The 26111-nt window shown below is 71.4% G+C and carries 24 protein-coding genes and 1 pseudogene; 9 read left to right on the top strand and 16 right to left on the bottom strand.

The annotated features are described in order from the left end of the window. Positions 1-219: 219 nt before the first annotated feature. Genes ACTWQE_RS13680 through ACTWQE_RS13660 form a run of 5 tightly spaced genes read right to left on the bottom strand, consistent with a single transcriptional unit; the run spans position 220 to position 5042 of the window. On the bottom strand, positions 220-1497 hold the full coding sequence (locus ACTWQE_RS13680; protein ID WP_443329185.1) for an ABC transporter substrate-binding protein: 1278 nt from the start codon (positions 1495-1497) through the stop codon (positions 220-222). 5 nt (positions 1498-1502) lie between these two features. Next, positions 1503-2600, bottom strand: a complete 1098-nt coding sequence (locus ACTWQE_RS13675; protein WP_443329184.1) for a branched-chain amino acid ABC transporter permease — start codon at positions 2598-2600, stop codon at positions 1503-1505. After that, the gene (locus ACTWQE_RS13670; RefSeq protein WP_443329183.1) at positions 2597-3478 is read right to left on the bottom strand and encodes a branched-chain amino acid ABC transporter permease; all 882 of its coding nucleotides are present in this window, start codon (positions 3476-3478) and stop codon (positions 2597-2599) included. Before ACTWQE_RS13670 ends, ACTWQE_RS13675 begins: the two co-directional genes overlap by 4 nt. A 5-nt stretch (positions 3479-3483) precedes the next feature. Continuing rightward, positions 3484-4287, bottom strand: a complete 804-nt coding sequence (locus tag ACTWQE_RS13665) for an ABC transporter ATP-binding protein (protein ID WP_443329182.1) — start codon at positions 4285-4287, stop codon at positions 3484-3486. Then, positions 4284-5042, bottom strand: coding sequence for an ABC transporter ATP-binding protein (locus tag ACTWQE_RS13660; RefSeq protein ID WP_443329181.1), 759 nt, complete (start codon positions 5040-5042; stop codon positions 4284-4286). The genes ACTWQE_RS13665 and ACTWQE_RS13660 overlap by 4 nt, the downstream gene beginning before the upstream one ends. A 190-nt stretch (positions 5043-5232) precedes the next feature. Between ACTWQE_RS13660 and ACTWQE_RS13655 the strand changes: the two genes are divergently transcribed. Together ACTWQE_RS13655 and ACTWQE_RS13650 are read left to right on the top strand one after the other, a co-directional pair. Then, entirely contained in the window at positions 5233-6531 is a 1299-nt protein-coding gene (locus ACTWQE_RS13655) for a PucR family transcriptional regulator (protein ID WP_443329180.1), read from the top strand. Beyond that, entirely contained in the window at positions 6528-7223 is a 696-nt protein-coding gene (locus ACTWQE_RS13650) for a TetR/AcrR family transcriptional regulator (RefSeq protein WP_443329179.1), read from the top strand. Before ACTWQE_RS13655 ends, ACTWQE_RS13650 begins: the two co-directional genes overlap by 4 nt. A gap of 277 nt (positions 7224-7500) precedes the next feature. Here ACTWQE_RS13650 and adh read toward each other — a convergent pair whose 3' ends face one another. Both adh and ACTWQE_RS13640 read right to left on the bottom strand, forming a co-directional pair. Continuing rightward, complete coding sequence (adh, locus tag ACTWQE_RS13645; RefSeq protein ID WP_443329178.1) at positions 7501-9024, bottom strand: aldehyde dehydrogenase; 1524 nt, start codon at positions 9022-9024, stop codon at positions 7501-7503. Between the two features lie 55 nt (positions 9025-9079). Next, on the bottom strand, positions 9080-10372 hold the full coding sequence (locus ACTWQE_RS13640) for a GAF domain-containing protein (protein ID WP_443329177.1): 1293 nt from the start codon (positions 10370-10372) through the stop codon (positions 9080-9082). 206 nt (positions 10373-10578) lie between these two features. Here ACTWQE_RS13640 and ACTWQE_RS13635 point away from each other — a divergent pair, with 206 nt between their 5' ends. Continuing rightward, positions 10579-11313, top strand: a complete 735-nt coding sequence (locus ACTWQE_RS13635) for a PIG-L deacetylase family protein (protein WP_443329176.1) — start codon at positions 10579-10581, stop codon at positions 11311-11313. 146 nt (positions 11314-11459) lie between these two features. Here the strand turns inward: ACTWQE_RS13635 and ACTWQE_RS13630 are convergent, their stop codons facing one another. Together ACTWQE_RS13630 and xylB are read right to left on the bottom strand one after the other, a co-directional pair. Continuing rightward, complete coding sequence (locus ACTWQE_RS13630) at positions 11460-12590, bottom strand: ROK family protein (protein ID WP_443329175.1); 1131 nt, start codon at positions 12588-12590, stop codon at positions 11460-11462. A gap of 99 nt (positions 12591-12689) precedes the next feature. After that, entirely contained in the window at positions 12690-14141 is a 1452-nt protein-coding gene (gene xylB, locus ACTWQE_RS13625; RefSeq protein WP_443329174.1) for a xylulokinase, read from the bottom strand. 124 nt (positions 14142-14265) lie between these two features. Between xylB and xylA the strand changes: the two genes are divergently transcribed. Continuing rightward, positions 14266-15438: a xylose isomerase gene (gene xylA, locus ACTWQE_RS13620; protein WP_443329173.1), complete on the top strand. Its 1173-nt coding sequence runs from the start codon at positions 14266-14268 to the stop codon at positions 15436-15438. An 80-nt stretch (positions 15439-15518) separates the two neighbouring features. On the opposite strand, the pseudogene ACTWQE_RS13615 reads toward xylA, so the two are convergent. Further along, positions 15519-15713 (bottom strand): annotated as a pseudogene (locus ACTWQE_RS13615) (DEAD/DEAH box helicase); the annotation flags it as partial. Between the two features lie 208 nt (positions 15714-15921). Between ACTWQE_RS13615 and ACTWQE_RS13610 the strand changes: the two are divergent. Continuing rightward, positions 15922-16104, top strand: coding sequence for a hypothetical protein (locus ACTWQE_RS13610; RefSeq protein WP_443329172.1), 183 nt, complete (start codon positions 15922-15924; stop codon positions 16102-16104). A 193-nt stretch (positions 16105-16297) separates the two neighbouring features. Continuing rightward, the gene (locus tag ACTWQE_RS13605; RefSeq protein ID WP_443329171.1) at positions 16298-16840 is read left to right on the top strand and encodes an MOSC domain-containing protein; all 543 of its coding nucleotides are present in this window, start codon (positions 16298-16300) and stop codon (positions 16838-16840) included. A gap of 20 nt (positions 16841-16860) precedes the next feature. On the opposite strand, the gene ACTWQE_RS13600 is transcribed toward ACTWQE_RS13605, so the two are convergent. The 3 genes from ACTWQE_RS13600 to ACTWQE_RS13590 all read right to left on the bottom strand — a co-directional run bounded on the left by ACTWQE_RS13600 (position 16861) and on the right by ACTWQE_RS13590 (position 18979). Next, positions 16861-17697, bottom strand: coding sequence for a hypothetical protein (locus tag ACTWQE_RS13600; protein ID WP_443329170.1), 837 nt, complete (start codon positions 17695-17697; stop codon positions 16861-16863). A gap of 278 nt (positions 17698-17975) precedes the next feature. Further along, on the bottom strand, positions 17976-18263 hold the full coding sequence (locus ACTWQE_RS13595) for a hypothetical protein (RefSeq protein WP_443329169.1): 288 nt from the start codon (positions 18261-18263) through the stop codon (positions 17976-17978). Between the two features lie 110 nt (positions 18264-18373). Beyond that, the gene (locus ACTWQE_RS13590; protein WP_443329168.1) at positions 18374-18979 is read right to left on the bottom strand and encodes a class I SAM-dependent methyltransferase; all 606 of its coding nucleotides are present in this window, start codon (positions 18977-18979) and stop codon (positions 18374-18376) included. Positions 18980-19332: 353 nt separating this feature from the next. Between ACTWQE_RS13590 and ACTWQE_RS13585 the strand changes: the two genes are divergently transcribed. Then, positions 19333-19773, top strand: coding sequence for a roadblock/LC7 domain-containing protein (locus ACTWQE_RS13585; RefSeq protein WP_443329167.1), 441 nt, complete (start codon positions 19333-19335; stop codon positions 19771-19773). Between the two features lie 250 nt (positions 19774-20023). Here ACTWQE_RS13585 and ACTWQE_RS13580 read toward each other — a convergent pair whose 3' ends face one another. Beyond that, a complete protein-coding gene (locus ACTWQE_RS13580; RefSeq protein WP_443329166.1) occupies positions 20024-20452 on the bottom strand; it encodes a PPOX class F420-dependent oxidoreductase in 429 nt (142 codons plus the stop codon). Positions 20453-20617: 165 nt separating this feature from the next. Between ACTWQE_RS13580 and ACTWQE_RS13575 the strand changes: the two genes are divergently transcribed. Then, on the top strand, positions 20618-21028 hold the full coding sequence (locus ACTWQE_RS13575; protein ID WP_443329165.1) for a roadblock/LC7 domain-containing protein: 411 nt from the start codon (positions 20618-20620) through the stop codon (positions 21026-21028). A gap of 101 nt (positions 21029-21129) precedes the next feature. Further along, entirely contained in the window at positions 21130-22230 is a 1101-nt protein-coding gene (locus tag ACTWQE_RS13570) for a DUF6397 family protein (RefSeq protein ID WP_443329164.1), read from the top strand. A 112-nt stretch (positions 22231-22342) separates the two neighbouring features. Here the strand turns inward: ACTWQE_RS13570 and ACTWQE_RS13565 are convergent, their stop codons facing one another. Both ACTWQE_RS13565 and ACTWQE_RS13560 read right to left on the bottom strand, forming a co-directional pair. Continuing rightward, positions 22343-23224 (bottom strand): acyl-CoA thioesterase, encoded by an 882-nt coding sequence (locus ACTWQE_RS13565; protein WP_443329163.1) that lies wholly within the window; start codon positions 23222-23224, stop codon positions 22343-22345. A gap of 338 nt (positions 23225-23562) precedes the next feature. Further along, positions 23563-26076, bottom strand: a complete 2514-nt coding sequence (locus tag ACTWQE_RS13560; RefSeq protein WP_443329162.1) for a DEAD/DEAH box helicase — start codon at positions 26074-26076, stop codon at positions 23563-23565. Between the last annotated feature and the right edge of the window lie 35 nt (positions 26077-26111).

Raw genomic sequence — 26111 nt, 5'->3', positions numbered from 1 at the left:
CTTGACAGCGGAGGATCGGCCAATGCCCTCCTGTGCCCCGCCCGAGTCGACGCATTCGCCAGTGGCGGGCGCGGCCTGCATGACCGTCGGAGGACTACTCGCCATCAGTGCCATGAGCGAAGATCCATCGACCGCTGCATCTACGGGGGCGACCTCCTGCGGGGATGTGCCGGAGGGCCGGCTGAGGTTGCTCAGGCCGGCCCTCCGGGTTGGCGGTCGTCAGTCCGTGACGGGCCCGAACTTCTTGCGGGTGTCGAGGGGTTCGCCGAAGAGGCCCCATCGTTCACCCTTGAAGCGCATGAGCTGCATGGTTTCGATGGGGAATCGGTCCTTCGGACCGGTGGTCAGGGTGACGCCGGGCAGCAGCATGCCCACCTTGACGTCCTTGAGTTCCTGGACGGCGTCTCGCAGACCCTCTCTGGTCGGGCACTTCATGGCATCCAGTGCCTTGTGCAGGCTTGAGGCCACGGCCCAGCCGTAGGCGTTGAACTGGATCGTGGGGTCGGTGCCCGGGGCGTACTTCTTCATCGCCCTGCGGTAGGTCTTCATCTCGGCGTCGTCAGCCAACTGGGGGTCGGCGGGGTCCTTGAAGTACGTGGCGGAAACCACGCCCTGGACGTTCTTGAAGCCAACGGGCTTGAGGACACTGGTCGACGCCGAGACGCTGTTGACGATGTGCAGCGGGTTCCACTTGGTGTTCTTCGCATCGGCGGCCAGAGCTTGGCTGCCGAACTTGGGGGTGGTGATGTTCAGCAGCACGTCCGCCTTGGAGCGGGCGAGGTTGCTCATCTGGGCCGAGACGGACGGGTCGGTGACCTCGTAGCTCTCCTCGGCGATGACCTTGACCTTGCTGCCCTTGATGGCTTGCTTGAAGCCGCCGAGCAGGTCCTTGCCGAAGTCGTCGTTCTGGAACAGGACCGCCACCTTGGCCTTCGGCTTGCTCTCCTTGAGATGGTTGGCGTACACCCGCGACTCGGAAACGTAGTTGGGCTGCCAGCCCATGGTCCACGGGTGCTTGGTGTCCGTGCCCCACACGGAGGCGCCCGTCGCGACGAACGGCTGCGGCACCTTCTGCTGGTTGAGGTAGTCCCACACGGCCGCGGTGGAGGGGGTGCCCAGTGTCTGGAACACCGCGAAGACCTTTTCCCTCTCCACCAGTCTTCGGGCTTCCTCCACCGCCTTCGGCGGCTGGTAGCCGTCGTCACGCACGACGAACTCGACCTTGCGGCCGTCGATGCCGCCCTTCTCGTTGATGTACTTGAAGTAGGCGCTGATGCCCTTGCTGATGGTGCCGTAGGCCGAGGCTGGTCCGGACATCGGGTAGATCCCGCCCAGCTTGATGGTCTTGTCGGTGATACCCGTGGTCTGCTGGCCCTTGCAGGCGCCGTCGGCTGAATCGGCGGCATCTTCCTGTCCACGCTGGGTGGAGCAGGCGGTGGCGGTGAGGAGGGCGGCGATTCCTGCCGCGGCTGCCCGCAGGGCGGTGTTGTGGCGCATCCGGGTCAACCCTTTCTGGTGGTGGGCGGTGTGGTGAGGGGCTGGGGGGCGAGGGGTGGGGAATCGGGCGGTTCGGCGGGGGGAACGGGCTCCGGTCGACGGCGGGTGCGTCGGAGACGTTCCACGCGCCGCCGGACGCTGTGTCCGGCGCGGCCTGCCAGGCCGGCGAGTCCGGTCGGGGCCAGGTACATGGCCACGATGATCAGCAGGCCGAAGACGACTCCCGGTGCGGCCGGGCTGATGTCCTGGGCCAGGCTCGGTACGTACATCACGAACGCCGCGCCCAGCAGCGGCCCGTACACCGATGCCAGGCCGCCGACGACGAGGCCGGCCAGCAGCGTGATGGACAGGTTGACGCTGAAGGAGTCGGGAGAGACAAAGCCGATCACCCAGGTGTAGAGGCACCCGGCGACTCCTGCGAACATCGCGCTCCAGGCGAAGGCGAGGGTCTTGTAGAAGGAGAGCTTGACCCCCATCACCTCCGCCGCGCTCTCGTTCTCCCGGATGGCGAGCAGGGCCCGGCCGACACGCGAGCGCAGCAGGTTGCGGATGACCAGCAGCGCGACCGCGGCCACCGCGAGGATGAGGAAGTACAGCCACTGGTCCTCGGCCAGCCCGGTCCAGGCCGGCGGTTGCGGCTTGGGGACGGTCAGGCCCATGGAGCCGCCCGTCAGGTGCTCGAATCGCTTGAGCAGCGGCGGGAGGAACACGGCGAAGGCGAGGGTGACCAGGGCCAGGTAGAGACCGCGGAGCCGTAGTGCGGGGATCCCGAAGCCCAGCCCGAGGAGGAAGCAGCCGGCCGCGGCGACCGGCAGCGTGGCCAGGTGGTCGATGGTGAACCGGTCCAGCATCACGGCCGCCGTGTAGGCGCCCACGGCAAAGAACGCGCCGTGGCCCAGGGAGATCTGCCCGCCGTATCCGACCAGCAGGTTGAGACCCGCCAGGGCGATCGCGTACAGCAGCACCATGGTCAGCTGAAAGACCCGGAACGGGGCGAAGTAGTAGGGCGCCGCGAGGAGAGCGGCGGTGAGGACCAGCGCCGCGAGCGGACGTACCCAGCGCGCGGTGCGCGCAGTCTTGGTGGTCAGGTTTCCGGTGCTCATGCTCGTTCCACCGCCGCCCGGCCGAAGAGTCCCTGTGGCCGCACCAGCAGCACCCCGAGAATGATCAACAGAGGTACGCCGATCTTCAGGTCGGCGCCGACGAATCCGACGTAGGCCCCTGCCAGAGTCTCGGCGACGCCCACGACCAGGCCGCCCGCCACCGCGCCCACCGGGCTGTCGAAGCCGCCGAGGGTGGCCGCGGCGAAGGCGTAGATGAGGACGCCGCCCATCATGTTGGGCTCAAGGAACAGCAGCGGTGCGACCAGCACGCCTGACAGCGCGCCGACCGTGGCGGCCAGCCCCCAGCCCAGCATCAGTACCCGGCCCACCCGAATCCCCGACAGCCTGGCCGAGGCGGGGTTGGCGGCGGCCGCCCGCATCACCAGACCGGTCCCGGTGTGCTGGAACAGCAGGTACAGCAGTGCCATCACGCCGGCCACGACGCCGATGACCCCGAGCGTCGACCAGCCGACGCTGACTCCGGCAAGGTCGATGGCGCCGTCGGGGAACGGCTGGGGGAAGTCCTTCACGGTGAACGACCAGATCAGGCCCGCGACCGCGTTGACGAAGATGAACAGGCCCACGGTGACGATCACGATGGTCAGCTCGGGGCCTCCCTCGACGGGCCGGATGACCAGGCGTTCGATGAGCATGCCGCCCGCGAAGGACACCACGAGCGTGACCGGCAGTGCCAGCCAGAACGGCATCCCCGTGGCGACCAGCTGCCACGCCACGTAGGCGGAGATCATGGCGAGCTCGCCCTGAGCGAAGTTCACGATGCCGGTGAACCGGTGGATCAGGACCAGGGCCAGCGCCAGGCTCGCGTAGACCGAGCCGGACCCCAGTCCCTCCACGACCTGCTGGAGGAATTCCGTCACCGGGATCACCCGCCTTGCCGGGCCTGGACGGAGACGCCGAGGTACACCTCGGCGACCTGCCCGTCCTGGCGGATCTGATCTGCCGGGCCCGACAGCACCAGGCGGCCCGACTCCAGTACGTGTGCCTGGTGCGCGATGTCCAGCGCGAGCTGGGCGTTCTGCTCGACGACGACCACGGTTGTGCGCTCCTCCTCGTTGACGGTACGGACGATCTGGAACAGCTCGCGGGTGACGAGGGGGGCCAGGCCCAGCGAGGGTTCGTCCAGGAGCAGCAGCGCGGGACGGAGCATCAGCGCCCTGCCGATCGCGAGCATCTGCTGCTCGCCACCGCTGAGGCTGCCCGCAGCCTGCCGGGACCGTTGGCGCAGCTTGGGGAAGTAGCCGTAGACCCGGTCCAGGTCCGCCGCGACGGCGGCCCGCTCGCTCCTGCCCCACCGCCCGCGGCGATTGCGCAGATAGGCGCCGACGCGCAGGTTCTCCTCCACGGTGAGGTCGTTGAACGTGCCCCGGCCCTGGGGTACGTGCGCCACACCGAGCCGGGCGGCCTGCTCGGGGGGACGTCCCAGCAGCTGAGCGCCGTCCAGGGTCACCGACCCGCGTCCCTTGACCATGCCGCTCAGCGCCCGCAGGGTTGTGGTCTTTCCCGCGCCGTTGGGCCCGAGGATCGCGCAGACCTCGCCCCGAGCGACATGGAAGTCGATGCCGTTCAGGACGCGGGCCTGCCCGTAGCCGGCGTGCAGGTCCGACACCTCGAGGAAGGCCTGCGCCGTGGTCTCGTCCACCGGAGCGCCCTTCGTCTGTTCGCTCATGCCGCCGCCCCCAGGTACGCCTCGATGACGGCCGGGTCACGCTGCACCTGTTCCGGTGGCCCGTCGGCGATCTTGCGTCCGAAGTCCAGGCACACCACCTGGTCGCAGAGTCCCATCACGAAGCCCATGTGGTGCTCGACCACGACCAGGGTGAGGTCGAAGTCCTGGCGCACCGCCCTGACCAGGTCGGCGAAGACCTCGACTTCGCCGTGGCTGAGCCCGTTGACCGGCTCGTCGAGCAGCAGCAGCCGGGGCTCCACGGCCAGCGCCCTGGCCAGCTCCACGCGCTTGAGCGTGCCGAAAGGCAGACCGGAGGCCGGGTGGTCCGCGACGTCGGCCAGGTCCAGCCGCTGCAGCAGTTCCTCCGCACGGGAGCGCAGCCGCGCCTCCTCACGCCGTACCCGGGGCAGCCGTAGCGCGGCGTCGACGTAGCCGGCACGGCCCCGGTGGTGGGCGCCGACCAGGACGTTCTCCCGGACTGTGAGGTGCTGGAACAGGCCGAGGTTCTGGAAGGTGCGGGCGATGCCCTGCCGCGCCACGGCGTGCGGCGGCAACGAGAGCAGGTCCTGGCCCTCGTAGCGCACCGTGCCCGCGTCGGGTGTGCAGCGCCGGGTCAGGCAGTTGAAAAGCGTGGTCTTGCCCGCTCCGTTGGGCCCGATGAGGCCCACGGCGGAGCCCTGCTCGACGGCGAAACCGACGTCGTCCAGAGCCGTGATTCCGCCGAAGCGCATGGTGATACCGTCGACCGCGAGCATAAGCGCAGCCCTTTCGACAAGGTCCCTGGTTGGGTGGGGGAGCGCCACAGTAGGCGGGCGCCAGCTTCGGGGGCATTGGGTGCGCACACCCAACTTCACGGCCGCCGCCCTGTGCGCCGCGCACAATCCGACGTGAATTCGCGATGCGCAGCCTGTTGACTGGTCACGATTCGGCGACGACGATCGCGCCATGCCTCGCGCGATCGTCCCATTCCTTCCGGAGCTCTCCGAGCCGCTGCGCTGCGAGCGGCTGCGGATCCTGTGCGCTGTGAAGGAGCGGGTGGAGCAGGTGGCGGAGGCCGCGCTCGCGGTGATGCGCGCGGAGATCCCCGCCTACGCGGTGCAGGACGAGCGCTTCTTCGAGGACGTGCGCCACCAGCTGCTCTCGCACTACCGGGTTCAACTGGCGCTGCTGGTAGGCGAGCGGAGCTTCGCCCCGGAGGATCTGGCCTTCAGCAGGGCGGCAGCGATGCGCAGGGCCCGCGCCGGGTTCGCCCTGGAGGACTGGATCAGCGCGTTTCGGATCGGTCGGCAGGTGTTCTGGGAGGCGTTGCTCGACTCCGCGGGCCAGTCGGCTGCCGGGCAGCAGGCCGCGCTCACCCTCGTCGCCCCGCTGATGCGGTACATGGACTACGCCAGCACACAGGCCGCACAGGCCTACCTCGAGTTCCAGCAGCACGTCGTGGCCGACGCGGACCGCGAGCGCAGGGACCTGCTCGATCAGCTTCTCGCGGGCGGGGTACCGACACGCGGCCCGCTGCTGGCCGCGGCACAGGCCTACGGTATCGGCGCGCAGGTGCCGATGATGGTGGTCGTGGCGGTCTGCGTCGACGGCGCCCGGCACGGTGGTGCGGATGCGGACGCCGAGAGCGGCTACATCACCAGCGCGGCGATCGCCGCCGCCGGGGTGCGCGCCGCCCGAGTCCTGGTGGTCGTGCGGCACGGCGAGGTCGTGGCCGTGCCGGTGCTGCGTACGGGCACGGAGCCGGAAGAGGTGTGCGCGCGTTTCGAAGAGGTCCAGCGGCGCCTGGCCCGGGACGGGACGGTCCTGGCCGTGGGGATCAGCACGGTGGCCCGGGGTGCGGCGGAGCTGCCGCGCGCCTACCAGGAGGCCAGGGCCGCCCTGGAGTTCGTACCCAGCGGCGGAGGGGTGGCGGCGCTGCCGCGGCTGTCCCCGTTCCAGTACCTTGCTCTGCGCGCGGACGACATCGCCCGCCAGCTGGTCGACCCTCGGATCAGTGCCCTGCTGGATGAGGACGTCCGGCGCGGGGGCGCGCTGGCGGCCACGGTACGGGCGTTCGCCAAGGCGGATTTGAACCTGCGCCTGGCAGCCGAACGGCTGCAGGTGCACCACAACACGGCGCATTACCGGTTGCGCCGCATCGAGGAGCGCACCGGGCGCAACCCGCGCCGGATCGCTGATCTGCTGGAACTGTTGGTCGCCCTCGCCATCCGCGACGCGGCCAGAGAAGGGGAGGACGGACAGTGAGCCAGACCCACCCGGAGCGGACAGCCGGCTCAGCGGCAAGACCGGAGCAGACCGAGGGTGAGGCGGGGGAGACCGCGGTACAGAGGACAGCGCAGCCCCTGGGGGCGGCCTCGGCCGGGGCGGGGGACTCCACGCGGCGCGCGCTGCTGGACGCGGCGCTCGATGTGTTCACCGAGCGCGGCTACACCAACGCCAGCGTGACGGAGATCGCGGCCCGCTCGGGGATCCCCGTCGGCAGCCTCTTCCACCACTACGGGGGCAAGAGAGGACTGTATCTGGCGTTGTGGGAGGAGTTCCAGGAAGACCAGGAGCGGCGCACCGCGGCGGTGGTCGCCGAAGCGCGCGGCCAGGGCGTGACCGACCCGATCGCGCTGTTCGTCGCGGGGGCGAGGGCGTATCTGGAGGGCGCCTGGGTACGGCGGCGTATCGGCAGACTGGTGCGGCAAGAGGACGGCCCTTCGGGATTCGATGCGCTCCGTCGGCAGTGGGACCGCTCATGGGTACGGCGCAACGCCAAGCTCCTCAGGGTCGATGAGACGCGCCGCGCCGGCCGGGTTCGGGTGATCGTGCTGACCACGGTGATCGGGGGCGCGGCCAGGGAGTTGAGTGACTGCGCGGACGTGGCCGAGGCCCGGGAGATCGTCGAGGAGGTCTGCCGGATCTTGGCGCACCTGTCGGAACCGCCCGATTGACAGAGCGCCCCGCTTGTGGGGCCGCGGCGGGCTTGCCCGGCCCCCGGCCCCCGGTCTCCGTGCGCGTCGCTGAAGCGGGATCCAGCGCTGACGCGTCCCTACCCTACCGCCCTGACCCTCTGCAGCAGGAGCGGCGGCGGGATGAAGCGGGCAAGGGGTGGGTTGTGCAGGATGGTCCTCGTTTTGGTGTCTCGCACTGCCGGGCCAGGCAGGAGTGAGTTCCCCGAGGGGCGCCTGACGGACCCAAGTCCAGGTCAGGCGCCCCTCGTTGCTGCTCCTAGAAGAAGCCGAGCTTCTTCGGGGAGTAGCTCACCAGCAGGTTCTTCGTCTGCTGGTAGTGCTCCAGCATCATCTTGTGGTTCTCGCGGCCGATGCCCGACTGCTTGTAGCCGCCGAAGGCCGCGTGTGCCGGGTAGGCGTGGTAGCAGTTCGTCCATACCCGGCCCGCCTGGATGGTGCGGCCCGCCCGGTACGCGGTGTTGATGTCCCGGGTCCAGACGCCGGCGCCCAGGCCGTACAGCGTGTCGTTGGCGATCTTCATCGCGTCGGAGAAGTCGCTGAAGGACGTGACGGAGACGACCGGGCCGAAGATCTCCTCCTGGAAGATCCGCATATGGTTGCCGCCCTCGAAGATGGTCGGCTGGAAGTAGTAGCCGCCCGCCAGGTCGCCGCCCGGCTCGGCGAGCTGACCACCGGTCAGCACCTTCGCGCCCTCCTGCTGCCCGATGTCGACATACGAAAGGATCTTCTGGAGCTGGTCGTTGGAGGCCTGGGCCCCGATCATCGTGTCGGTGTCGAGCGGATGGCCCGGCACGATCTGCTCGGTACGGGCGACCGCGGCCTCGAGGAACTCCTGGTAGTGGCCCTGCTGGATGAGCGCCCGTGAGGGACAGGTGCACACCTCGCCCTGGTTGAGGGCGAACATCGTGAAGCCCTCCAGCGCCTTGTCGCGGAAGTCGTCGTCCGCGCCGGAGACATCGTCGAAGAAGATGTTGGGGCTCTTACCGCCCAGTTCGAGGGTGACGGGCTTGATGTTCTCACTGGCGTACTGCATGATCAGCCGCCCTGTCGTGGTCTCGCCCGTAAAGGCGATCTTCGCGACACGGGGGCTGGACGCGAGGGGCTTGCCCGCCTCGGCGCCGAACCCGTTGACGATGTTCACCACGCCCGGCGGCAGCAGATCCGCCACCAGGCCAAGCCAGACGTGGACCGACGCCGGGGTCTGCTCGGCGGGCTTGAGAACCACGGCGTTGCCGGCGGCGAGCGCCGGGGCCAGCTTCCAGACGGCCATGAGGATCGGGAAGTTCCACGGGATGATCTGGCCGACCACGCCCAGCGGCTCATGGAAGTGGTACGCCACCGTGTCGTCGTCGACCTCACTGAGGCTTCCCTCCTGGGCGCGCAGGGCTCCCGCGAAGTAGCGGAAGTGGTCGATCGCGAGCGGAATGTCGGCGGCCAGCGTCTCCCGGACCGGCTTGCCGTTCTCCCAGCTCTCGGCGACCGCCAGCTCCTCCAGGTGCGCCTCCATCCGGTCGGCGATCCGCAGCAGGACGCTCGCACGCTCGGCCGGTGGCGTACGGCCCCAGGCGGGCGCCGCGGCGTGGGCCGCGTCCAGCGCCGCCTCGACGTCCTCCGCCGTGCCGCGGGCGACCTCGGTGAAGGTCCGGCCGTTGACCGGTGAGGGGTTCTCGAAGTACTGGCCCAGCCTGGGCTTGACGTACTCCCCGCCGATCCAGTGGTCGTAGCGGGACTGGTAGGAGACTTTCGCACCGTCCGTACCGGGTGCGGAGTACAGGGTCATCTCGGGGCCTCCCAGGACGTCGCCGCCCGCCGTTGGGCGGCGTTCGGGCGCGAGGCTAATGACGGCGGGGTTGCAACCACGTTGCGCGGCAGCCCTGTTCCGCGTCGAGCTCGCGCAACCGCGCGCGGACCAGCGGAGTCCGTACGGACCCGCTCGGCAGGGCCGCGGCGAGCGCCGTCCACGCCCCCAGGTCCTCCGCCCCCCAGGGGCTGCCCGTCCAGGTGGTCAGCAGCTCGGGGTCACGGCCGTCGAGCAGCGCGGCGCGCAGCTGGCCCTCCACGCGGCGGCGCACCCTGGCCACCGCGGGAGCCGTGGAGCCCGGCAGCAGTGGTCCGGTGTACGCGGCGACGGCCGCGGCGGGGGCTCCGGATCCCAGACGGCGCAGTACGTTCTCGAAGTCCGCCTCGACGGGCACGGCCAGCCGGTACGGGCGTGAGCACAGCACCTCCCCGCCCAGAATGCGCCGGAGCCGGGACATCTCGGCCCGCAGCGTCACAGGCGTCACCGACTCGTCCTCGTACAGGGCGAGCAGCAGCTCGTCGCCGCTCAGCCCCTCGGGGTGGCAGGTGAGCAGGACCGTGATCTCACTGTGCCGCCGGCTCAGCCGCAGCTTCCGGCCGCGGTGGACCACCACCGCCTCGTCGCGGCCGAGCGCGCTCAGCTCCAGGGCGGCCGGCGTGTCGGGCAGCGGCGGGAGCAGGGCGAGCTGGGACTCCGCGGCGCGCGCCACGGCCTGGACGAAGGCGAGGCTGTGCGGGTGCGCCAGCCGGTCGCCGCCCGTGATGTCCACTGCGCCGAGCAGCCGTCCGGTCCGCGGATCGTGCACGGGCGCCGCCGCGCAGGTCCAGGTCTGGACCGTACGGCTGAAGTGCTCGGCGGCGAAGACCTGCACCGCCCGGTCGACCGCCACCGCCGTGCCCGGCGCGTTGGTGCCCATCGCCGACTCGGCCCAGCGGGCCCCCGGCACGAAGTTCATGTGCCCCGCCCGCCGCCGGGCCGACGCGTGGCCCTCCACCCACAGCAGCCTGCTCTGCGTGTCGCACACGGCCAGCAGGTGCTCGCCGTCCATGGCGAACGTCCCCATCAGCTCCCGGAACAGCGGCATGACCCGGGACAGCGGGTGCTCGGCGCGATAACTGCCCAGATCGGCGTCGGTGAGTTCGACCGAGGCGGTGGTGTCCGGACTCACCTGCGCCCGGGCCGAGCGGCGCCATGAGTCGGCCACCACGGCACGTACGGGCCGGTCGACGGAGCCCGCCGAGGTGAAGGCGTCGTGGGCACGGCGGATGGCGCCGACCCGCTCTGCAGGGTCGGCGCCCGGTTCCAGGGCGACCCACGGATTGACCAATTCGTCTTCCCGGACTGGACAGTCGGCTTGGATGGATGAGCTGCTGGATACATCGTGGCCTGCGACACGGGGTTCGACAACAGACGAGCCCCACCATGCTCCGCGGCTTCCGAGCCACGGCGCACGCAGCGCCACACCGCACGCAGCGCCACACCGCACGCCGCACCAGCCGAGCCGGACAGACCAGTACAGCCAGGAGGCCACTGATGACCGAGCAGCTCCAGCCGTTGCCCACCGACTGGGACCGCTGTCTGGCGATCGTCGCCCACCCCGACGACCTGGAGTACGGCGCGGCGGCGGCCGTGGCCACGTGGGTCGACCGCGGTGCCGACGTCTCGTATCTGCTGGCCACCCGCGGCGAAGCGGGAATCGACGGGCTGGATCCCGCGCGGTGCGCTCCGCTGCGCGAGCGGGAGCAGCGGGAGAGCGCGGCCCTCGTGGGCGTCGGCTCGGTGGAGTTCCTCGACCACCGGGACGGCGTCATCGAATACGGGACGAGGCTGCGCCGCGATCTGGCGGCCGCCATCCGCCGGCACCGACCGCAGCTGCTGCTGACGCTCAATCACCACGACACCTGGGGCGGCACCTACTGGAACACCCCGGACCACCGTGCCGTGGGCCGGGCGACGCTGGACGCCGCCGCCGACGCCGGCAACCGGTGGATCTTCCCCGAGCTGATCGAGGAGCGGGGGCTCGAGCCCTGGGACGGGGTGCGGTGGGTGGCGGTCACCGCCTCACCACAGCCCACCCATGCGGTCGATGTCACGGCGGGCATCGACCGCGGTGTGCAGTCGCTGCTCGCCCACCGCACGTACATCGAGGCACTCACCGACGAGGATCCGGAGACCTACGCCCGTACCTTCCTGACCCGCAACACGGAGGCCGCCGCGGCACGTTTCGGCGGCCGTCCCGCTGTCGCCTTCGAGGTCTTCCCGCGCTGAGCCGCGCTGAGCCGCTCCCTGAGCCACGTGGGGCCGGGTGCGCGTCGGGGGACGCGAGCCGGGGGACCGCGTACCGGCGGTGAGGACGGCCCCCGCCCCGGTCCCTCCGCCCCGGTCATCCCGGCCGGAGGAGCCGGTCAGGGCGGTCACCCCCGGGCGTGTCCCATCGGATCGTCGAGCACTCTCTGCACGACCGAGTGCGCCGCGCCCAGCAACGGTCCGTCCCGGCCCAGCCGCGACACCACGATCTCGCCGTACGGGTGCGGAACCCGACGGCTCAGCTCCCGCTCCATGGCGAGGAGCAGCCACGGCGCCAGCTCGGCGAGCTCCCCACCGAGCACCACGGCCTGGGGGTCGAGCAGGTTCACCACCCCGGACAGCGCGATGCCCAGAGCCGAGCCCGCACCGCGCAGCGCGCGCCGTACCGTCGCGTCGCCCCCCGCGGCGCGCGCCCGCAGCTCCGCTATGCCCTCACCCGTGGTCATCCCGGCGGCGCGGAGCACCGCCTCCTCGCCCGCGTACTGTTCGAGGCAGCCCCGGCCGCCGCACGGGCACGGGTGGCCCTCGGGGCGTACGGGAACATGGCCGAGCTCACCCGCGAAGCCCCGGGCCCCGCGCAGGAGGGCACCGTCCACCACGACCGCACCGCCGATGCCGATCTCGGCGGACACATGGACGAAGTCGCCGGGGCGGTCGCTCAGCCAGAGCTCGGCCAGCGCGCCGAGGTTGGCCTCGTTGTCGACGGCGACCGGAACGGCCCGCGGCAGCGCCGCACCCACGTCCACGCCCTCCCACCCCAGATTCGGCGCCCGCACGACGCTCGTGGAGCCACGCGCGACCAGCCCCGGCACGGCGACGGCGAGCCCCGCGGGCCGCAGACCCTCCTCCCGTGCCTCGCGGCCGATCCGCCGTACCAACTCCGCGAGCTGCTCCAGCACGGGCCCGGGATCACTGTTGCGGTTCCTGGCCTCCACCTCAACCCGCGCCCGTACCTCCCCGCGCAGATCGACAGCGCATACGGCGAGGTGGTCGACACCGATCTCCGCCCCGAGCCCCGCGGGGCCGCGGTCACTGAGCGCCAGCGCACTGCCGGGCCGCCCGACCGTACCGGGCCGGGAGCGACCGAGCTCCACCAGCAGCCCGGCGCCCGTCAGTTCGTCCACCAGTGTCGACACGGCGGCGCGGGTGAGCCCGATCCTGGCGGCCACATCGGCCCGCGACAGCGGCCCCTGCGCGGCGACGGCGTGCAGCACGAGGGAGAGATTGCGCTGCCGCATGCCGTGCTGCGTACGGGGCGGCGGTAGGGGCACGGAAACGTTCCTCTCGTAGATGTACGACCCGCAAGGGTGAGAAGAGTCGGGGGCGGTCCCGGCCGGTCAGCCGGCCCCGTGCAACAGCCCGCCCGCAGCGCTGAGCGTCGCCGCCAGCCGTCCCACCGCTTCCTCGTCCCGGGAGACCGGTTCGTGGAAGGCACCCCCGTCCGTTCCCCACCGGCGCGCGACCGCCGCCGGATCCTCGCCCGACAGCAGACCCGCGGCCTGCGCGGCGGCCCCCAGGGCGACCGGCTCCGAAGCATCCGGCACCTGGACGGCCCGGCCGGACAGCCGGCGGACCGTTTCCCGCCACGCCACCCCCCGTGCGCCCCCGCCGATGAGCAGAATCGGCGTGCCCTCCGCACCGCCGCCCACCGCCTCCTCACCGTCGAGGACCGACTCCAGGGCGGAGAGCAGCGCGAACACCGCCCCGTCGTAAGCGGCCTGGAGTACCTGCCCTGCCGTTGTGCCGTGCCGCAGCCCGTGCAGCAGCCCCGACGCGTACGGCAGGTCAGGGGTCCGCTCCCCGTCGAGGAACGGCAGCAGGACGGCCGACCCGCCCGCTTCGACCGCCTCACGGTCCCGGCCCAGGAGCGAGGCGATACGGTCCACCGCCAGCGTGCAGTTCAGGGTGCAGGCCAACGGAAGCCAGTCGCCCCGGGCGTCGGCGAAGCCCGCAACGGTGCCGGTCGGGTCGGCGGGGCGGCGGCCCGAGACCGCGTACACCGTCCCGGACGTGCCCAGGCTGAGCACCGGCTGCCCCGGCCGCAGCCCGAGCCCGAGGGCAGCCGCCATGTTGTCGCCGGTTCCCGCCGCGACCAACGCGCCAGGGGCCAGCGGCAGTCCGGCCCCCTCCCGTACGGTCCCGGCCGCGGCACCCGGCTCCAGCACCTCGGGAAGGAGCGCGGGGGAGAGGCCGACAAGGTCGAGCAGCGCCTCGTCGTACGCTTCGCGGGCCGTCGACCACCAGCCCGTACCGGACACATCACCGCGGTCGGTGGTCCCGCGTCCGGTCAGCCGTTCCGTGAGGTAGTCGTGCGGCAGCCGCACGGCCGCCACGGTGCGCGCCGCCTCCGGCTCGTGCTCGCGCAGCCAGGACCACTTGGTGACGGTGAAAGCGGGCGCGGGGACGCTGCCGATCCGCTCCGCCCACGCCTGCGGACCGCCCAGCTCCGCCACGAGGCGGTCCCGCTGCGGCGCCGAACGCACGTCGTTCCACAGCAGCGCGGGCCGTACGGGGCGCCCGGCCGCGTCGAGCGTGACCAGCCCGTGCTGCTGTCCGCCGACCGAGATGGCCGCGCCGTTCCGCGCGGCGGACCCGCACTGCTCCAGCGCGCCACGGAGCGCGCCCCACCACTGCTCGGGATCGCTCTCACGGCCCGGTCCCTCGCTCACCCGGTGCGGCGCCTGCCCGCGGGCGACGACACGCCCGGTCGCGGCATCGACGACCAAGGCCTTCGTGGACTGGGTGGAGCTGTCCACCCCCACGACCAGCGGTCCGTCCGGTGCAGCCATGGCGTGTTCCTTCCTCGGCCGGTGCCCGGCCGCCGGCGACGGGCCCCGGCGGGGTTTCCCGCACGGCCCTGTCCGCGCATACTAATTTGTCAACGACGATGACGAAATAGCCAGGGAGTACACGATGCGCTACCGGCCCACCCCCGAGGACAGGTTCAGCTTCGGCCTCTGGACGGTCGGCTGGCAGGGCCGGGACCCCTTCGGGGACGCGACCCGGCGCGCGCTGGACCCCGTGGAGTCCGTCCGGCGCCTCGCCGAACTGGGCGCGTACGGCGTGGCGTTCCACGACGACGACCTCATCCCCTCCGGGGCGCCGGAGACCGAGCGGGAGTCCCGCGTCAAGCGCTTCCGGCAGGCCCTCGACGCGACCGGTCTGGTCGTCCCCATGGCCACGACCAACCTCTTCACCCACCCCGTCTTCAAGGACGGCGCGTTCACCGCCAACGACCGGGACGTCCGCCGGTACGCCCTGCGCAAGACCATCCGCAATATCGATCTCGCCGTCGAACTGGGTGCGAGGACCTACGTCGCGTGGGGCGGTCGCGAGGGCGCCGAGTCGGGCGCCGCCAAGGACGTACGGTCGGCTCTGGACCGTATGAAGGAGGCCTTCGACCTCCTCGGGGAGTACGTCACCACCCAGGGCTACGAGCTGCGCTTCGCCATCGAGCCCAAGCCCAACGAACCACGCGGTGACATCCTCCTGCCCACCGTCGGCCATGCGCTGGCCTTCATCGAACGGCTGGAACGCCCGGCGCTGTACGGGGTCAACCCCGAGGTGGGCCACGAACAGATGGCCGGGCTGAACGTGCCCCACGGCATCGCCCAGGCGCTGTGGGCGGACAAGCTCTTCCATATCGACCTCAACGGCCAGTCCGGCGTCAAGTACGACCAGGACCTGCGCTTCGGCGCCGGTGATCTGCGTTCGGCCTTCTGGCTGGTCGACCTGCTGGAGTCGGCCGGCTACGCCGGGCCCCGGCACTTCGACTTCAAGCCGCCGCGCACCGAGGACCTCGACGGCGTGTGGGCCTCGGCAGCCGGGTGCATGCGCAACTATCTGATCCTCAAGGAGCGTTCGGCCGCCTTCCGCGCCGACCCGGCCGTCCGGGAGGCGCTGCGGGCCGCCCGGCTCGACGAGCTGGCGCGACCGACGCTGGGCGAGGGCGAGTCCCTCGCCGGGCTGCTGGCGGACCGTACGGCCTTCGAGGACTTCGACGCCGAGACGGCGGCGGCCCGCGGCATGGCCTTCGAACAGCTGGACCAGCTGGCCATGGACCACCTGCTGGGCGTGCGGGACTGACCGGCCGCCGTACGAGCAGGGCCGGGCTGCGGCCCGACCCAGCGGCTGACGCCCCTCGCCCGACGCCGGTCCCGGTCCCCGGTCATGCCCAGGCCCATGCCGTCGGCGAGGCACGCACCGAGGCCGAGCGAGGTCATCCGGTGCAGCCAGTCCAGTCCGCGCAACTGGTCGTCGCGCAGCGTCGCGGCGAGCGCGGCGGGCTGCCGTACGGGCTGGTGGCCGGAGTCCCGGTGGCGCGGCTCCTCGGGGGCCGCGATCCGGTCGCGGAGCGCCGCCGGCGCTCCGAATTCCTCAAATTTGACTAGTAGAGCCGGAGCCGCCGAGGTTACCCCATTGCCCGGACCGCGGGGGGCGACGCGGTCGGCGCTCCGCGGTGTCCGGAGTGAGACTGGTAGGGGCGGCCACGGGGCCGGAGGAACTGTCGCGTGCGCGTGTCCGTTTCACAGGGTGACTGCGGCGGTCGCCGCGAAGGAGGCGTCGGAGATGTCGATGAATGCCAAAGTTGCCATCGGGGGAGTGGCGGTCGGGATAGTCCTTCTGTGGCTGCTGCCGTTCTGGGCGGCCCTGCTGGTCATCGTCGGTGTGCCGGTGGGCGCGTATCTGCTGTTGGACTCCTCGCAGCGGCGTCGGCTGCGCCGGGTGAACCGCAAGGAGCTGGGCCGCTGACTCTGGCGTGCCGGTGCGGAGGGAAGACGGGCATCGGCACGCACGATCGCGGCTGAGTGCGATGGGTTGATCGCGTTTGCACGGAGGACGACGGCCAGGGACGGTCGGGGGTCAGCCAGGGACGGTCGGAGAGTGTCAAGGGGGTAGGGGAAAGCGTGTCCAAGAGTGGCGGGGGGAGAGGGGGGCCGAGGTCGTGAGCGGCAGGGTCACGGCGGTCAGCCGGAGCGGGGGGCACGAGTTCAGCAAGCCGGGGCGGGAGAGCATACGGCTGCTGGCCGGGCTGGGCGTCGAGGGGGACGCGCATCTGGGCGTGACGGTTCAGCACCGTTCGCGGGTGGCGCGGGACCCGGCCCAGCCGAACCTGCGGCAGGTGCACCTGATCCATCAGGAGCTGTTCGCCGAGGTGAGCGCGGCGGGCTTCGAGGTCGGCCCCGGCCAATTGGGGGAGAACGTCACCACGGCCGGTATCGACCTGCGGTGCCTCCCGGTCTGGACGCTGCTGCGCCTCGGCGCCGAGGCGGTGGTCGAAGTGACCGGGCTGCGCAATCCCTGCCCGCAGATCGACATGTTCCAGACGGGGCTCCTCAAGGAGGTCGTCGGCCGGGACCCGGACGGGAACGTGGTCCGTAAGGCGGGGATCATGGCGATCGTGGTGGCGGGCGGAGAGGTGCGGCCAGGGGACCCGGTACGGGTCGAGCTGCCGGCTGAGCCGCACCGCCCGCTGGAGCGGGTCTGACCGGCTGTCCGCCCGTCGGCTCAGGCCGGCCGTACGGCCAGGTCGTCCAGAGCCTTCAGCAGGCCCGGCAGCTCGGGTCCGCGCCCGACCGGCAGCACCTCGCCCGGCTCGTCGTCGAGCAGGACGAACGCGATGTCGTCGGTACGGGCCACCATGCTCCAGCCCGGCCCCTCGACGCGCAGCGTACGGGCGCCGTCCGAGGCGAAGGCCGAACGGATGCGTCCGGGCGGCGGGGGCGTGGCCACATACGCGTGTGCCTCCTCGAGGACCCTGCGCACCCCGCTGCTCGGCTTCTCGACAGCACCGTCCGGCTTCTCGCCGGGCTGTACGAACTCGACCGCCTCCGCGACCTGCTCCCGCCAGATGGCCCACTGGAGGGCGATCTCGTCCGCACCGAGCCGTCGCTGCGCGGGTCCCCACTGCTCGGAGTCGGGCGGGCTGAGGGGAGGGCGGTCGGCGTCACCCAGCTGCGGGTCGGGGGAGGGGTCGTGCGGGGCCGGGACGCCAGGCGCGGCGACAGCCACGGCGAGCGGCCAGCCCGGCAGCGCGGCCACCACCGTCCGCTCGTCGGGCGACAGGTCGTACTCCATGCCGCAGTCCCAGGCCGCGACGGCGCACGCCACGAGCGACACGTCGTCGACGACCACGGTCCACCGCGCGCCGTCACCGTCCTGCCCGAGCACCAGGCCGTATCCGTCGTCGAACGGTTCGAGACCGAGTACGGAGCACGCCTCCGGGTAGTCGTCGCCGAGGACGCTCGGGAACTGCGCGGGCGTGAGCAGCACCGCGGTCAGCACGAACAGCGAGTCGTCGGTGTCCTGGGCCCCCTCCGTCACGGACACGGCCACCCTCCCCATCGGTCGGCGATTCCTCGGTCTGTGGTGCGCGCACCCTAGCCAGTGGGCCGCCACTGCGTCGAGAGTCCCGCCCCGTCGGCACCCGCCTCCTGCCCTTCCTCCTGCCCTGACGAACACCCCGTCCACGCCGCCGTGACGGGCGTGCCGAGGGGACCGGTGCGGAGGCCCGCTCCGGAACAGGCGTCCCGGCACGCCGGTGCGCCCACACCCCTTCCGGACCCCGGAGCACCCGACGCGGCCCCTCCTGTACGGTCCCGGGCGGGCACCGTACGGGGCGGTCAGGAGGCCGGGAGTCCGAGAAGCGCCCGGGCGACGGTCTGCGGCGGTTCGCCGCGCTCACGCGCGAGCACGAGGACCGCCCGGCAGGCGAGTTCGTTCACCCCGAACGACAGTGCCTCGGGGGACACCCAGTCGGCCGCCTCCGCGAGCCCCTGCTGGTCGTCCTCTATGCCCGCAGCGACATATACGGCGGCGGCCTCGAACAGATTGTGCTTCCTGGGCGGGGCCTGTGAGGGCCGCCCTCCGTTCCTGGCCGATGCGATCAGCTTGCGAAGTCTGCGCAGCATGCGGACCACCTCTCCCCGGTCAGGCGTGTCTCTGGATCTTTCAAGTGTGCCCTGGATCCGAACAGTTGGAGCATCGCTGAACAAAGGGGACAGGGTGCGGGCGGGACAGGTCAGGGAGCAGGCCGCCGCTCGGCGAGAGCGAGAAAGCGCGCGGCCTCGTCCGTGTAGGACACCAGCTGCCAGCCCGCCTCCGCCAGCAGGGGGCGGAGGTCGGGCTCGGCGCGCAGATCGGCCGGGGTCGGCTCCCGGCCCTGGCGGGCGGCGAGGGCGGCCCGGCCGATGGGGTGGAAGAGGGCGAGCCGGCCGCCGGGGCGTACGACACGTGCCAGTTCACGCAGCCCGGCGCCCGGCTCGGGCAGATGCGACACCAGCCCGGCGGCGAACACGGCATCGAGCGCGCCGTCCCGCAGCGGCAGCCGGGCGATGTCGGCGACGGTCAGGTGCGCGCTGCGGTCCCGCCCGGCGCGGACGGCGGCGTACAGCATCTCCGGAGTGAGATCGGCGCCCAGGACCGTACCGGACGGTCCGACGGCGGCGCGCAGCGCGGGCAGCGCCCGGCCGGTCCCGCAGCCGGCGTCGAGCACGGCGTCACCGGCGCGCAGCCCCAGTTCCCCGACCGCGGCGGCGTAGGCCGGGCCGTCGTCCGGGAAGCGGGCGTCCCACCCCTCGGCCCGGGGCGCGAAGAAGTCCCGTACGTGAGCGTGGTCGTCGTCCATGCCTTCATGGTCCCTTTTTCTTGTGAGTTTCTTGTGAGCGCTTGGGCCCCCGGGGGTCGCGATGTCCGATGAAACAGCCGCGCGGTGTGCACGTTCGAACATGAGGCGATCGTTCAGAGGTGCTTCGCTGTCACATTGCGTGTGCTTCCGAAATGTGCCCCGGGCGCTCACCTGGCGGGCTTAGCTTCCCAGGGCCATGGGACACCCGGACCGCACCGCCCCTGGGCGATCACGTCGTGAACGGCCGGTCCCCTCGCCACCGGCTCGTCATTGCGGCCACCGCCGGCACCGGCCTCCCGCCGAGCAGTTGTCCGAAGGATCCGACGAATCCGAAGGATGTGAAGGAGACCGAGATGACCGAGCCCCGCGAAACGAGTGCCCGGTACGGCTCCGGTGACCTCGACGGGATGCTGGATGACCTGGTCATCCGGATCCGGGAGGTCCGGCACGCCCTCGTGCTCTCCCGCGAGGGCCTGGCGGTGGGGGCCTCGGAGGGGCTCTCCCGGGAGGACACCCGACACCTGTCCGCCGTGGCCTCCGGCTTCCATGCCCTGGCCACGTGCAGCGGACCGCGGAGCCCTGCCGGTGACATCCACCGGACGGTGGTGGAGATGGCCGGCGGTCTCCTGTTCGTCGCGGTGGCCGGGGACGGGACCGGTCTCGTCGTCCTCGGCACGGTCGACACCGATATGGGCCTGCTCGCCCACGAGATGGCCCGGCTCCTCGAGCGCGTGGGCAGTCCTCCGGTCACGCCCAGCCGCTGCGCCGTACGCCATCCGCCGGCCGCGGGCTGACGGGGCGGGCGGTGGCCAACTGCTGCGCGGACGGGGCCACGTACGGCCCCATGAGGTGTCAGCTGGCCCCGCCCTCCCCCTCGCCCCCCTCGTCCTCGCCTTCGCCTTCGCACAGGCTTCCCTGTGGAGCTGTGCGATGCGTGGGACGGCGACTCGGGCAAGGAGGCACTCGTCGGACCGGTCGCGTACGCAGGGCGGGTCCACCCCCGTCCCGGCCTCGACTCGGCCGGCCGCGGTCGCAGGGGCGCCCTCAATCCGCCACGCCGGACGTGGCCACGGCCCGGTCGATGCGCACCCGCACCAGGAGCTCACCGGGCACGCCGTTGCGGGCGCCGTACTCCTCGGCGCGGTCCGCGCCCATGTAGCGGGCCGCGATACGCGTGGCCCACTTCCGTACCTCGGGGACGTCCCCGCTCAGCTCCGCCCGGCCGAAGAGGGTGGCGAACGCGAAGGGCGGGCGGTCGTCGTCCATACAGATGGCCACGCGATTGTCGTGTGCCAGATTCCGGCCCTTGACGGTGTTCCGGCCGGTGGTGAACAGCAGGTCGTCCCCGTCCAGCAGAAACCAGACAGGGGCGATGTGCGGGCCGCCGCCGGGCCGTACGGTCGCCAGCTTGGCGGTCCGCGTGCCCTGGGTGACGAACGCGTGCCACTCGTCGTGCGTCATCGTCCTTGCCATGGATCCATCCTGTGCCATCGGCGGCAGGCCCGCGCGGCAAGGACGCCCGCTGCGGGAGGTGCCGCCGCGGCAGGACGCTCCGGCACGCGGGTTGCCCCGGACGGCCGAGGTGGGACAGGCTGGCACGGGAGTTGTGGGAACAAAATGCCGACGGGGAGGCGCTGAATGGCGATTGACAAAGAGCTCGACTGGCTGCTGGATGATCTGACGAAGCGGGTCGAGCATGTACGGCACGCACTGGTGCTGTCGAACGACGGCCTGGTGACGGGAGCGAGCGAAGGGCTCGCGCGGGAGGACGCCGAGCACCTCGCCGCGGTCTCGTCCGGGCTCAACAGTCTCGCCAAGGGCTCCGGGCATCACTTCGGAGCGGGCCGGGTGCGGCAGACCATGATCGAATTCGACGACGGGGTGCTCTTCGTGACGTCCGCGGGCGACGGGAGCTGTCTCTGTGTGCTGAGCACTGCGGACGCCGACATCGGCCAGGTGGCCTACGAGATGACGCTGCTCGTCAATCGGGTCGGCGAGCACCTCGCGGTCGCCGCCCGACAGGAGGGCGGGACCATCGGCGGGTTCTGACCCGGTCGTTGCGGAGAGTTATCCACAGGCGCGGCACGATGCCTGCTTCCCGGCTACGGTCGTCACCGAGAGTGAACGGATCGCAGTGGGGGAGGACCGTCATGGCAGTGCGGGAGCGGCGTGGGGCGGCGGCCGCGGGAGAGACGCTCGCGTTCGGCAGGGCCGCGGAGCGACTGGGCTTGAAACCACGGGAGTTGGACCTGGCGGTGCAGCTCGAGGAGGTGCGGACCGTCGCCGTGGCCGGGACGGTGAGGCGGCGTGTGCCCTGTGCGGAGGTGGAGCGGCTGCGGCGGACGGAGGACTTTCCCGACGGGCTGAGGGAGCGGGTCCGGGCCGTCGGGACGGCAGAGGCCTCCGAGCTGATGGGCATCAGCCCCGAGCGCTTCACCCGCCTTGCGAAAGTCGGCTGCTTCAGTCCGGTGAAGTTCTACATCAACCGCTATCGGGCCGTGGTCTGGCTCTATGCGGCCGTGGAGCTCCGGAAGTTCGCCGAGCGGGATCAGGGGCTGCTGCGGGGCAGCACGCCCAAGAACCTGCGGGCGATGCTGGACGCGGGGGAGGACTGGCGCGCGCGGAACTGGCGCGGTCGCCGTATCGGGCAGCTGGCCCGGCAGACGGACGATCCATGGGAGCGGGCCGCGGTGTCCGCTGCGGTGCTGTCGGCCGAGGAGCTCGCCGAGGTGGTCGACGATCCGTACGAACGTGCCTACTTGCGCCGGCTGCGGCCCACGTTGGTGCCCGTAAGCCCCGACGCCACGGCGACCTGGGACGTGGTCGAGCGGCTGATCACCGCCGACGACCCCGACGAGATCCTCTGGAACCGGATCAGTCTGGCTCTCTCGCTCGACGAGGCCAGGGAGGCCCGGCCGGCGCCCCGCCCCGGCCCGGCGGTTGCAACCGGCCGTCTCCCCATGGTCGCGACCGGCCGTCTCCCCGCGGCCGCGTCGCCGGAACCCGCGGCGGTACGGGGACGGACGGCACCCTCGCAAGCAGCGCCGGAGCCGGGACCCGACGGGCATGTGGAGCGGGACGAGCAGGTGGAGCGCGAAGAGCAAGCAGCATGGCAAAGGCGGCCGGAGCCGGAGCCGACGGAGGGGTCGGCACCGGAGCCACCGGAGTGGGAGAGGAAGCCGCGGCCGGGGACGCCCGCTGCCGAGCGGGTGCGCGGTCTCCGCGGCTGGCTGCGCCGCCGGGCCGGGTGACGACGTGTGTACGCCGACCACCTGGCCGGTGGAACAGGCTCTCCCGGGAAGGCCTGACACCTCCTCATACGGTCCTCGGCACGGTTCTCCGAAGGCCGGCCGCCGGGCGGGCTTACGCCTCCGTGGCCGAGCCTTCGCGCGGGCGGAAGAGGCCCTCCTGCATCACGGAGACCAGGAGCTTCCCCTCGCGGTCGAAGATCTGGCCGCGGGCCAGGCCCCGCGCGCCGGTGGCGATGGGGGATTCCTGCTCGTACAGGAACCACTCGTCCGCACGGAACGGGCGGTGGAACCACATCGCGTGGTCCAGGGAGGCGATGTCGAAGCCCCGCGACCCCCACAGCGGTTCAACGGGGACGCGGACCGCGTCCAGGAGCATCATGTCGCTGGCATAGGTGAGCGCGCAGGTGTGGATCAGAGGGTCGTCACCGAGCGTCCCCATCGCGCGCATCCATACGGCACTGCGCGGTTCGACGCCTTCGAGCTCGTCCTTGGACCAGCGGAGCCGGTCGACGTAGCGAATATCGAACGGCTGGCGGAGGGCCATTCTTTCCAGGGTTTCCGGGAGGGCGCCCAGATTCTCACGGAGCTCGTCGGTGAGCGTCGGCAGCTTTTCGGGCGTGGGGACCTGGGGCATGGGCAGTTGCTGCTCGATACCGGGCTCCGGCAGATGGAAGGAGGCCGTCAGATTGAAGATCGTGCGGCCCTGCTGCACGGCCACGACCCGCCGTGTGGTGAAGGAACGGCCGTCGCGGACGCGTTCGACCTGGTAGACGATCGGCACGCCGGGGCGCCCGGGCCGCAGGAAGTAGGCGTGCAGGGAGTGCACGGGCCGTTCCCCGTCCGTGGTCCGCCCCGCCGCCACCAGCGCCTGCCCGGCGACCTGCCCGCCGAACACCCGCTGCAGCGACTCGTCGGGACTGCGCCCGCGGAAGATGTTCAGCTCGATCTGCTCCAGATCGAGCAGGCCGATGAGCCCTTCGGCGGTGTTGGTCATCAGTGCTCCTCGTGTCGTACCACAGGCGCGCCACCCTAGAACAGGACGCGCCCCGAACGCTCAGGTGCCGGCTGAGCAGGCCGCCGGGCGGGGTTGGGCTGGCCTGCTCAGGGCGCCCGGGCCGCAGGAAGTAGGCGTGCAGGGAGTGCACGGGCCGTTCCCCGTCCGGGGTCCGCCCCGCCGCCACGTCACGGCCCCGGGCCCGGCCCGGCCGACCCGCCGGGGTTGACGGGACCGCCGGGGCGGCCACGTCGGCCGCGCGTCCCCCCCGATGCGCGGGACCGCGGGCCCGGGAGCGGGAGCGCCGTCGGGGCGGCCCCGCGATCATGTCCCTGCGGTCAGAGCTGCCCGACGGAGGTGACACGGACCACCGCGCGGCCTTCCTCGTCCGAGGCCGCGAGGTCCACCTCGGCGCTGATGCCCCAGTCGTGGTCGCCGTTCGGGTCGGCGAAGGTCTGCCGGACCTTCCACAGCCCGTGCTCCGGCTGTTCCTCGATCTGCAGCAGCTTGGGGCCACGCGCGTCCGGGCCGGTGCCCAGGTCGTCGTACTCGTCCCAGTAGCCGTCCATCGCCTCGCCCCAGGCGTCCTCGTCCCAGCCGGACTCGGCGTCCATCTCGCCCAGTTCCGCGACCTTGTCGAGCGCCGCCAGCTCCACCCGGCGGAACATCGCGTTGCGCACCAGCACCCGGAAGGCACGGGCGTTCACCGTGACCGGTCTGACCTGGTCGGCGCGCTCCTGTGCTTCCTCCGCGGTCTCCTCCTCCGGGTTGGAGAGCTGCTCCCACTCGTCGAGGAGGCTGGAGTCGACCTGCCGGACCATCTCCCCGAGCCAGGCGACCAGATCCTGGAAGTCGTCGGACTTCAGATCGTCCGGCACGGTGTGCTCGAGGGCCTTGTAGGCGCTCGCGAGATAGCGCAGCACGATGCCCTCGGTGCGGGCGAGTTCGTAGTGGGCGGTGAACTCGGTGAAGGTCATGGCGCGTTCGTACATGTCGCGGATGACCGACTTCGGTGACAGCGGGTGGTCGCCGACCCACGGATGGCTCTTGCGGTAGACGCCGTAGGCGTGGAGCAGCAACTCCTCCAGCGGTTTGGGGTACGACACCTCCTGCAGCCGCTCCATCCGCTCCTCGTACTCGACGCCGTCCGCCTTCATCAGCTGAACGGCCTCGCCGCGCGCCTTGTTCTGCTGTGCGGCCAGGATCTGCCGCGGGTCGTCGAGGGTGGACTCCACGACGGACACCATGTCCAGGGCGTACGACGGCGAGTCCGGGTCCAGCAGCTCGAAGGCCGCGAGCGCGAAGGTCGACAGCGGCTGGTTGAGCGCGAAGTCCGACTGGAGATCCACGGTCAGCCGTACGATCCGCCCCTGCGGGTCGGGCTCCTCCAGCCGCTCCACGATGCCGCCGTCCAGCAGGGAGCGGTAGATCGCGATGGCCCGGCGGATGTGCCGCAGCTGGGCGCGCCGGTCCTCGTGGTTGTCCTCCAGCAGCCGCCGCATGCCCTCGAAGGCATTGCCCGGCCGGGCGATCACCGACAGCAGCATGGCGTGGGTGACGCGGAACCGTGAGGTCAGCGGCTCGGGGTCGGAGGCGATGAGCTTCTCGAAGGTGTTCTGGCCCCAGTTGACGAAGCCCTCCGGGGCCTTCTTGCGGACCACCTTGCGCCGCTTCTTCGGGTCGTCACCGGCCTTGGCGAGGGCCTTCTCGTTCTCGATCACATGCTCGGGCGCCTGAGCGACGACGAAGCCCGCGGTGTCGAAACCGGCCCGGCCCGCGCGCCCCGCGATCTGGTGGAACTCCCGCGCCCGCAGCGTGCGCACCCGGTTGCCGTCGTATTTGGTGAGCGCGGTGAACAGCACCGTGCGGATGGGCACGTTGACGCCCACCCCGAGCGTGTCCGTACCGCAGATGACCTTCAGCAGCCCGGCCTGGGCCAGCCGTTCCACCAGCCTCCGGTACTTCGGCAGCATCCCGGCGTGATGCACACCGATCCCGTGCCGGACATAACGCGAGAGATTACGGCCGAACCTGGTGGTGAACCGGAAGTTGCCGATCAGAGCGGCGATCTCGTCCTTCTCCTGGCGCGTGCACATATTGATACTCATCAGCGCCTGGGCCCGTTCCACCGCCGCCGCCTGGGTGAAGTGCACGATGTAGACGGGGGCCTGCTGGGTCTCCAGGAGCTCGGTCAGCGTCTCGGTCAGCGTCGTCGAGCGGTACTCGTACGACAGGGGCACCGGCCGGGTCGCCGACCGTACGACCGCGGTCGGCCGACCGGTACGCCGGGTGATGTCCTCCTCGAACCGGGACACATCGCCCAGCGTTGCCGACATCAGGACGAACTGCGCCTGTGGTAGCTCCAGCAGCGGGATCTGCCAGGCCCAGCCCCGGTCCGGCTCGGCGTAGAAGTGGAACTCGTCCATGACGACCTGGCCGATATCGGCGTCCCTGCCGTCGCGCAGCGCGATGGATGCCAGCACTTCCGCCGTACAGCAGATCACCGGAGCGTCGGCGTTGACCGAGGCATCGCCGGTCAGCATGCCGACGTTCTCGGTGCCGAAGAGTTTGCAGAGATCGAAGAACTTCTCCGAGACCAGGGCCTTGATCGGCGCGGTGTAGAAGGTCACCTGGTCCTTCGCCAGCGCGGTGAAGTGCGCCCCGGCCGCAACCAGGCTCTTACCGGAGCCCGTCGGAGTGGACAGGATGACGTTCGCTCCGGAGACCACCTCGATCAGTGCCTCCTCCTGGGCGGGGTAGAGGGAGATACCCCGCTCCTCGGCCCACGTCGAGAACGCTTCGAAGAGGGCATCGGGATCGGCGTCGTTCGGCAGATGATCGATAAGGGTCACGCCCTCCATACTGCCTGCCTTCCGGGCGCTTCCGG

This window comes from Streptomyces sp. 8N706, from assembly GCF_052245415.1.
Classification (GTDB): Bacteria; Actinomycetota; Actinomycetes; order Streptomycetales; family Streptomycetaceae; genus Streptomyces.
This window is presented reverse-complemented; position numbering and strand designations above follow the sequence as displayed.

Excerpts from the sequence above, each read along its gene's own strand:
- ACTWQE_RS13590 (WP_443329168.1), bottom strand. The coding sequence starts at position 18,979 with ATGGACGACGACCACGCTCACGTACGGGACTTCTTCGCGCCCCGGGCC.
- ACTWQE_RS13565 (WP_443329163.1), bottom strand. The coding sequence starts at position 23,224 with ATGACCAACACCGCCGAAGGGCTCATCGGCCTGCTCGATCTGGAGCAG.
- ACTWQE_RS13575 (WP_443329165.1), top strand. The coding sequence starts at position 20,618 with ATGGCGATTGACAAAGAGCTCGACTGGCTGCTGGATGATCTGACGAAG.
- ACTWQE_RS13600 (WP_443329170.1), bottom strand. The coding sequence starts at position 17,697 with ATGGGGAGGGTGGCCGTGTCCGTGACGGAGGGGGCCCAGGACACCGAC.
- ACTWQE_RS13675 (WP_443329184.1), bottom strand. The coding sequence starts at position 2,600 with ATGAGCACCGGAAACCTGACCACCAAGACTGCGCGCACCGCGCGCTGG.
- ACTWQE_RS13660 (WP_443329181.1), bottom strand. The coding sequence starts at position 5,042 with ATGCTCGCGGTCGACGGTATCACCATGCGCTTCGGCGGAATCACGGCT.
- ACTWQE_RS13595 (WP_443329169.1), bottom strand. The coding sequence starts at position 18,263 with ATGCTGCGCAGACTTCGCAAGCTGATCGCATCGGCCAGGAACGGAGGG.
- ACTWQE_RS13630 (WP_443329175.1), bottom strand. The coding sequence starts at position 12,590 with ATGCGGCAGCGCAATCTCTCCCTCGTGCTGCACGCCGTCGCCGCGCAG.
- adh (WP_443329178.1), bottom strand. The coding sequence starts at position 9,024 with ATGACCCTGTACTCCGCACCCGGTACGGACGGTGCGAAAGTCTCCTAC.
- ACTWQE_RS13570 (WP_443329164.1), top strand. The coding sequence starts at position 21,130 with ATGGCAGTGCGGGAGCGGCGTGGGGCGGCGGCCGCGGGAGAGACGCTC.
- ACTWQE_RS13635 (WP_443329176.1), top strand. The coding sequence starts at position 10,579 with ATGACCGAGCAGCTCCAGCCGTTGCCCACCGACTGGGACCGCTGTCTG.
- xylA (WP_443329173.1), top strand. The coding sequence starts at position 14,266 with ATGCGCTACCGGCCCACCCCCGAGGACAGGTTCAGCTTCGGCCTCTGG.
- ACTWQE_RS13580 (WP_443329166.1), bottom strand. The coding sequence starts at position 20,452 with ATGGCAAGGACGATGACGCACGACGAGTGGCACGCGTTCGTCACCCAG.
- ACTWQE_RS13665 (WP_443329182.1), bottom strand. The coding sequence starts at position 4,287 with ATGAGCGAACAGACGAAGGGCGCTCCGGTGGACGAGACCACGGCGCAG.
- xylB (WP_443329174.1), bottom strand. The coding sequence starts at position 14,141 with ATGGCTGCACCGGACGGACCGCTGGTCGTGGGGGTGGACAGCTCCACC.
- ACTWQE_RS13610 (WP_443329172.1), top strand. The coding sequence starts at position 15,922 with ATGTCGATGAATGCCAAAGTTGCCATCGGGGGAGTGGCGGTCGGGATA.
- ACTWQE_RS13585 (WP_443329167.1), top strand. The coding sequence starts at position 19,333 with ATGACCGAGCCCCGCGAAACGAGTGCCCGGTACGGCTCCGGTGACCTC.
- ACTWQE_RS13680 (WP_443329185.1), bottom strand. The coding sequence starts at position 1,497 with ATGCGCCACAACACCGCCCTGCGGGCAGCCGCGGCAGGAATCGCCGCC.
- ACTWQE_RS13655 (WP_443329180.1), top strand. The coding sequence starts at position 5,233 with ATGCCTCGCGCGATCGTCCCATTCCTTCCGGAGCTCTCCGAGCCGCTG.